7 protein-coding genes are annotated in these 6,515 nt (G+C 75.8%); 5 read left to right on the forward strand and 2 right to left on the reverse strand.

Translation table 11 applies throughout. From position 1 onward, the window contains the following. From GTR00_RS11375 to GTR00_RS11395, 5 genes are all read left to right on the forward strand, one after another. A partial coding sequence (locus tag GTR00_RS11375) for a MetQ/NlpA family ABC transporter substrate-binding protein (RefSeq protein WP_323132406.1) occupies positions 1 to 979 on the forward strand: 979 nt, incomplete at its 5' end. Position 980: 1 nt separating this feature from the next. Next, positions 981 to 2,012: a methionine ABC transporter ATP-binding protein gene (locus GTR00_RS11380; protein WP_166611740.1), complete on the forward strand. Its 1,032-nt coding sequence runs from the start codon at positions 981 to 983 to the stop codon at positions 2,010 to 2,012. A gap of 61 nt (positions 2,013 to 2,073) precedes the next feature. Further along, positions 2,074 to 2,673, forward strand: coding sequence for a methionine ABC transporter permease (locus GTR00_RS11385; RefSeq protein ID WP_166611745.1), 600 nt, complete (start codon positions 2,074 to 2,076; stop codon positions 2,671 to 2,673). A 192-nt stretch (positions 2,674 to 2,865) separates the two neighbouring features. Continuing rightward, the gene (locus GTR00_RS11390; RefSeq protein ID WP_166611741.1) at positions 2,866 to 4,167 is read left to right on the forward strand and encodes a globin domain-containing protein; all 1,302 of its coding nucleotides are present in this window, start codon (positions 2,866 to 2,868) and stop codon (positions 4,165 to 4,167) included. Then, on the forward strand, positions 4,164 to 4,958 hold the full coding sequence (locus GTR00_RS11395) for an alpha/beta hydrolase (protein WP_166611742.1): 795 nt from the start codon (positions 4,164 to 4,166) through the stop codon (positions 4,956 to 4,958). Before GTR00_RS11390 ends, GTR00_RS11395 begins: the two co-directional genes overlap by 4 nt. Positions 4,959 to 4,992: 34 nt before the next feature. On the opposite strand, the gene GTR00_RS11400 is transcribed toward GTR00_RS11395, so the two are convergent. Beyond that, positions 4,993 to 5,376, reverse strand: coding sequence for a YtxH domain-containing protein (locus GTR00_RS11400; protein WP_166611743.1), 384 nt, complete (start codon positions 5,374 to 5,376; stop codon positions 4,993 to 4,995). 111 nt (positions 5,377 to 5,487) lie between these two features. After that, positions 5,488 to 6,399: an aminotransferase class V-fold PLP-dependent enzyme gene (locus GTR00_RS11405; protein ID WP_166611744.1), complete on the reverse strand. Its 912-nt coding sequence runs from the start codon at positions 6,397 to 6,399 to the stop codon at positions 5,488 to 5,490. Positions 6,400 to 6,515 lie beyond the last annotated feature (116 nt).

Below are 6,515 nucleotides of genomic sequence, written 5' to 3' on the forward strand. Positions count from 1 at the left end.
ACCCCACGAGGAGCCCGCGTTGTCCAGCACCACGCCGCCCGCCCTGCCCGACAAGCCCCGGCGCAGCAAGCTGCCGATCGTCATCGGCGTCGCGATCGTCGCGATCGTCGCGATCGTCGCCATCGTCGTCACCCTCGTCGTGCGCAACAGCGGGGACGACACCGCCACCACCGCCGCCGGCGGCGAGGCGCAGACCGTGCGCATCGGCGTCACCGACCAGGCCGAGCCGTACTGGAAGACCTACGTCGCCAAGGCGCAGTCCGAGCTGGGCGTCGAGGTGGAGCTGGTCAACTTCTCCGACTACAGCCTGCCCAACCCCGCCCTGAAGCAGGGCGAGGTCGACCTGAACCAGTTCCAGCACGTGCAGTACCTCGCGAACTACAACGTCGAGGCCGGCGACGACCTGCAGCCCATCGGCGCCACCGCGGTCTACCCGCTGCCGCTGTACTCCACCACCGTCGACGAGCCGGGGCAGTTCGCGCCGGGCGCCACGATCGCCATCCCCAACGACGCCATCAACGAGGCGCGCGCGCTGCTGGTGCTGCAGGCCGCCGGCCTGCTCACCCTGGAGGGCGGCGGCAACGCCTTCTCCACCACCGACGACGTGCAGGACGCCAAGGTCGAGGTCACCGCGCTGGACGCCTCGCAGACCGCCAACGCCCTGCAGAGCGGTTCGGCCGCCGGCGCCGTCGTGAACAACAACTACGCCACCAGCGCGGGCCTGTCGCCCGAGGACATCGTCTTCCAGGACGACCCCAGCAGCTCCTCCGCGGCGCCCTACGTGAACCTCTTCGTCTCGCGCGCCGAGGACGCCGGCAACCGGACGTACCTGGACCTGGCCGCCCTGATCCACGACCCCGAGGTGCAGGCGGAGTTCGTCAAGAGCTACCCGCAGGCCGTCGTGCGCGACACCGACGCCGCCGCGCTGCAGCAGGACCTCGCCGACGTCGAGCAGGACGCCCGGGCGGCGCAGGGCTGACGTGGCCGAACCCATCGTCCGCCTGACGGGCGTCAGCAAGCGGTACGAGCGCAAGGGCGGGACGGCCGTCACCGCCGTCGACGACGTCAGCCTCGACGTGCACGAGGGCGAGGTCCTCGCCGTCATCGGGTACTCCGGGGCCGGCAAGTCGACGGTGGTGCGGCTGATGAACGCGCTGGAGGCGCCGACCTCCGGCACCGTCACCGTCGCCGGCCAGGACCTCACCCGGCTGCCGGAGAAGGACCTGCGCCGCGCCCGGCAGAAGATCGGCATGATCTTCCAGCAGTTCAACCTGTTCCGCTCGCGCACCGTGGCCGGGAACGTCGCCTACCCGCTGAAGGTGGCCGGCGTGCCCCGGGCGCAGCGCGACGCGCGGGTCGCCGAGCTGCTGGACTTCGTCGGGCTGCTCGAGCGCGCCCACGCCCACCCCGAGCAGCTCTCCGGCGGGCAGAAGCAGCGCGTGGGCATCGCCCGCGCGCTGGCCACCAACCCGCCGCTGCTGCTGGCCGACGAGGCCACCAGCGCGCTGGACCCGGAGACCACCACCGAGGTCCTGTCGCTGCTGCGGCGCGTCAACCGCGAGCTGGGCGTGACGATCGTCGTCATCACCCACGAGATGGACGCGGTGCGGCAGATCGCCGACCGGGTCGCGGTCATGGAGAACGGGCGCGTCGTGGAGGTCGGCGACGTCTACGACGTGTTCTCCGCGCCGAGGACGGCGCCGGCGCGGCGGTTCGTGCGCAGCGTCCTGCACGACCGGCCCGAGCCGGACGTGCTGGAGCGGCTGCGCCACCGCCACCCCGGGCGCCTGCTCACCGTGCTGATCACCGACGAGCCGGACCTGCAGAAGCGCGTCGACGAGGCCTTCGTCGGCGCCGGGGTGCGCACCGAGCTGGTGCACGGCGGGGTCTCGGAGCTGCGCGAGCGGCGCCTGGGTTCCCTGACGTACGAGGCGACCGGGCCCCGGGGGGCCGTGGACGCCGCCCTGGCCGCGCTGCGCGCGGCGGGCGTGGCCGTGGAGGAGGAGGTCTGACGTGGAGGGTTTCCTCGACACCGTCGACGTCTACCGGACCGCGATCTGGCAGACGCTGTTCATGGCACTGGTCTCGCTGGTGGCCTCCGGCCTGCTCGGCCTGGCGCTGGGCATCGCCCTGTACGCCACCCGGCCGGGCAACCTGCTGAGCAACCGGCTGGTGTTCGGCGTGCTGGGCGTGCTGGTCAACATCGTCCGGCCCATCCCGTTCGTCATCTTCCTGGCCGCGATCGGCCCCCTGCAGGTGGCCGCCATCGGCACCACGATCGGCACGAACGCCGTGACGTTCGCGATCTCGCTGGCCGCCGCGTTCGCGGTCTCGCGCATCGTCGAGCAGAGCCTGGTGAACGTGGACCCCGGCGTCGTGGAGGCCGCCCGGGCCGCCGGCGCCTCCCGGCTGCGGATCCTCTTCGGGGTCGTGCTGCCGGAGGGCCTGGGGCCGCTGGTGCTGGGCTACACGTTCATCTTCGTCGGCATCGTCGACATGACCGCGCAGGCGGGCCTGGTCGGCGGCGGCGGGCTGGGCCAGTACGCCATCACCTACGGCTCGCAGCGCTACGACTGGGGCGTCGTCTACGTCAGCGTCGCCACGATCATCGTGATCGTCCAGGTGGGCCAGTTCGTGGGCAACCGCATCGCCCGCGGCGTCCTGCGCCGCTGACGCGCCCGCCCGCACCGCCCACGGGCGGGTCCCCGCCGCGCGGGGGCCCGCCCGTCGGCGTCCCGGGGGCCGCCGCTCCCCGCCGCGCGGTCCCCGTGCCCGGTCCCCGGTGCCCGTCCCCGGTCCCTGTCGCCGCGGCGCCGGCGCTGGCAGGGTGGGCGCGCACCGTCCCCCAGCCCAGGAGCCGTCCCGATGCTCTCCGACCGTTCCCGCCCCGTGATCGAGGCGACCCTGCCGGTCGTCGCGCAGAACGTCGAGCAGATCGCGCGCCGCTTCTACGAGCACCTCTTCGCCGCGCACCCGCAGCTGCTCGACGGCACCTTCAACCGCGGCAACCAGGCCCGCGGCACCCAGCAGGTGGCCCTGGCCGGCTCCGTGGCCGTCTTCGCCACCACCCTGCTGCGCACCCCCGAGCAGCTGCCCGAGCAGCTCCTGGCGCGCATCGCGCACAAGCACGCCTCCCTGGGGGTCAGCCCCGCGCAGTACGACGTGGTGCACGAGCACCTGTTCGCCGCGATCGGCGAGGTGCTCGGCGAAGCGGTCACGCCCGAGGTCGCCGCCGCCTGGGACGAGGTGTACTGGCTGATGGCGTACGCGCTCATCAACACCGAGCGCGGCCTGTACAGCGCGCGCGGGGTGCGCCCGGACACCGTCTGGCGGCCCTGGCGCGTGGTCGACAAGCGCGCCGAGACGCGGGACGTGACCACCTTCGTGCTCGAGCGCACCGACGACCGGCTGGTGAAGACCTCCCTGCCCGGGCAGTACGTCTCCGTGCGGGTGGGGATGCCCGACGGGGTGCGCCAGCCGCGCCAGTACAGCCTCACGCGCGCCGACGACGGCCGGCACCGGCAGTTCTCCGTCAAGCGCGTGCGCGCCGGCGAGCAGGACCTGGACGGTCCCGGCGTCGAGGGGCCGGGCGGCGCGGAGCCGGAGGGGGAGGTCTCCACCCTGCTGTGCGAGCGGGTGCAGGTGGGCGACGAGCTGGAGCTGTCGCTGCCCTTCGGCGACGTGGTCCTGGACGACTCCGGGCGCCCGGTGGTCTTCGCCAGCGCCGGCATCGGCATCACCCCGATGGCGGGGATGCTCTCGCACCTGGCCGCCGCCGGCTCGCACCTGCCGGTGACGCTGCTGCACGCCGACGCCGACGAGGCCTCCTTCGCGCTGCGCGAGCAGGTCCTCGCCGACGTCGCCGCCCTGCCGCGCGCGAGCGCGCACCTGTGGTTCGAGGACGGCGCCGGTTCCTCCTCGCTGGTGGGCGCGCCCTCGGTGGCCGGGGTGCGCGCCGGGCTGCTGGACCTGGACGCCGTGGACCTGCCCGAGGACGCGCTGTACTACCTGTGCGGGCCGGTGCCGTTCATGCGCGCGGTGCGCGGGGCGCTGCTGGAGCGCGGGGTGCCCGCGCGCGACGTGCAGTACGAGGTGTTCGGCCCGGACCTGTGGGCCGCGGACCTGGCCGGCGAGCCCGCCCCCGGCAGCGCCGCCCCGGTGGGTTGAGCCCCGGCGGGCGGGCGCGCCGGCTGCGCCACGACGGCGTCGAGCTCGACGTCGAGGAGCACCCCGCCGCCGCCGGCGCGCCCGCCGTGCTCGTCCTGCCCGGCGGGGGCTTCCGGGAGCACACCGAGCACGACGGCACCGGCTACGCCCGCTGGCTGCACGGCCTGGGCCTGGGTGCGGTGGTGCTGCGCCACCGCCTGCGCCCGGACCCGTTCCCCCTGGCGCTGCAGCAGGCGCGGGCCGCGCTCGACGCGCTGCGGCGCGGCCTGCTGCTGCCCGGGGTCGATCCCGACCGGGTCGGTGTCGTGGGCTCCAGCGCCGGCGGGCTGCTCGCCGGCCTGCTCGCCACCGGCGCGGTGCTCAGCGTCGAACCGGCGCGCGGCGCCCCGCCCCGGCCGGCCTTCCACGTCCAGTCCTACGGCCTGGCCGACCTGGGACTGCTGCCGCCGGCGGCCGTGCAGGCCCTCCTCGGCGAGCGCCTCGACCTGGCGGGGGAGCTGTCCCCGGTGCACCACGTCGACGGCGACGTGCCGCCGACCTTCGTGTGGGCCACCGCTCAGGACGGTCCCGGCCTGCCCAACGCCCTGGCCTGGGCGCGGGCGCTGGCCGAGCACGCGGTGCCCGTGGAGCTGCACGTGTACCCCGAGGGGCGCCACGGGGTCGGCCTCGCCGACGGCGTGCGGTGGGGGGCCCACGGCGACCTCGCGCTCCCGCACACCGCGCAGTGGACCGGGGCGTGCCGCCGCTGGCTGGAGCTGATCGGCGTCCTGCGCGGGGGCGGGCCGGCGTGAGGGCGCCGACCCGCCCGCGGCGGGGACGAGCTCGTCAGTCGTTCGGCATGCGGGTGTGGTGCTGCTCGCCCAGGGGCTCGTCCACGCTCGCCACGCCGCTGGCGCTGGCGGGGTCGTAGACCATCCCGCCGCCCCCGCCGCCGCCCTCGCCGTCGGCGCTGCCGCCGCCGACCTTGGAGCGCACGCTGCCGGCCACGGACCCCGCCGCGGCGCTCACCTTCTCCTGCGCGGCGCTGCCGGCCTGCTTGGCCACGTCGGCGGCCCTGCCCTCCAGGTCGCCCACCTTCTGCTGCACCTTCGGGTTGCCCCAGGCGCGCGAGGCGACGGAGCTGATCTGCTCGTAGCGCTCGCGCCCGGCGCGGGCGCCGAGCACGTAACCGGCGGCTCCGGCCACCAGGAACAGGACCTTGCCCTTCATCGCGGACCTCCCGGGTTCTCGTGTCGGTGATCGGGGTGATCACGGACACTCTCCCAGCGGCGGGGGCTTCCCGCGCGCCCAGCGGGCGCGGTGCGCGGTGCCGGCGCCGTGTCAGGGCGCCCGGCGCAGGGCGCTCACCAGGCGCTGCACGTCCTGCGCCGCGGTGTCCAGGTGCCCGCTGACGCGCAGCGCCGGCGCGCGCATCTCCCCGGGGGCGCGCTCGACGCCCGCGAACGTGGTCAGCACCCCGTCCTGCTCCAGCAGCCGCGCCCGCAGCGCCGCCAGGTCCACCTCGCCGGCCACCGGGCGCAGCGTGGCGGTGGCGCTGGGCTCGTCGAGGTCCTCCACCACCTCCCAGGAGCCCTCCAGCGCGTCGGCGAGGCGGTGGCGCACCCCGGCGCCCACCGCGGCCAGCCCGGCGCGCACCCGCTCCGGGCCCAGGTCGCGGTGCTCGGCCAGGGCCGCGGCCAGCCCGAGGCGCCCGGCGACGTGGGCCTCCGGCTGCTCCAGCGGCCCCAGCCGCCGCGCGAGCGGGCCGCGCGCGGCGACGAACCCCACCCCGCGCGGCCCGGCCAGCCACTTGCGGGAGGTGCCGTAGACGACGACGTCGGCCCCCGGGCCCAGGGCGCCCAGGTCGGTGTCCACGTGGCCGAACGCCTGCGCGGCGTCCAGCACGACGGGCACGCCGGCGGCCGCGCACACCGCGGCGACCTGCACGGCCGGCTGGACCGTTCCGACGTGGCTGCCCAGCCACGTCACGTGCACCAGGTCCGGGCGCCGCCGGGCCAGGGCCCGCTCGAAGGCGGCCGGGTCCAGGCGGTGCGGGCCGGGCACGGGCACGGGCCCCGCGCCGAGGCGGTGCAGCAGCGCCACGTTGGGGCCGTACTCGCCGGGCGCGTGCGCGGCGGTGGCGGGCACGCCGCCGGGCCAGCTCAGCAGCAGCTGCACCAGCGCGTCCTTGGACGCCGGGTATTCCACGCCGTGCAGGGCCTTCTGGACGTCGATCGGGCTCACGTTCGCCACGTCTGCTCTCCTGGGGTCTCTCGGGGTGCACCGGGCGGTGCGCCCCCCATCCACCCGCAGACCCGGCGCCCGCGCACGTCGGGGCCTGCGACGATCCCGCCGTGGACGACACCGAC

It is taken from the genome of Kineococcus indalonis, assembly GCF_009906395.1.
Lineage (GTDB): Bacteria > Actinomycetota > Actinomycetes > Actinomycetales > Kineococcaceae > Kineococcus > Kineococcus indalonis.